The following is a 276-nucleotide window of genomic DNA, read 5'->3' as shown; positions in this document are numbered from 1 at the left end:
GCTCGCAGGTCGGACAGCATCCGCCGCTCAAGGGCAACGGCGTCGAGCAGATGACCACCTTGTTGCAGCGGCAGCGGACGACGGCTGGACTCCTGGCGGCGCACAATTGTCTCATCGGACGCTTCCAAGAAGACGATGGCAGGGTCGATGCCGCGCTCGTCGAGCGCATTGACGGCCACCCCTAGGGCGTCAAACATGATGCGGCTACGCACATCGAGAACCACCGCTAGGCGATCAATGTTATTGGCGGCAATTTCGTCAACGAGGGCCCCCAAC

General features: G+C 62.3%; 1 protein-coding gene. It reads right to left on the bottom strand.

Annotated elements, in window-relative coordinates:
- A partial coding sequence (locus tag GV790_RS30205) for an RNase adapter RapZ (protein ID WP_306043482.1) occupies positions 1 to 276 on the bottom strand: 276 nt, incomplete at both ends.

This window comes from Nocardia cyriacigeorgica (assembly GCF_010858045.1).
Taxonomy (GTDB): domain Bacteria; phylum Actinomycetota; class Actinomycetes; order Mycobacteriales; family Mycobacteriaceae; genus Nocardia; species Nocardia cyriacigeorgica_E.
Note: the sequence above shows the minus strand (reverse complement) of the source record. Positions and strands in the feature narration are given on the sequence as shown.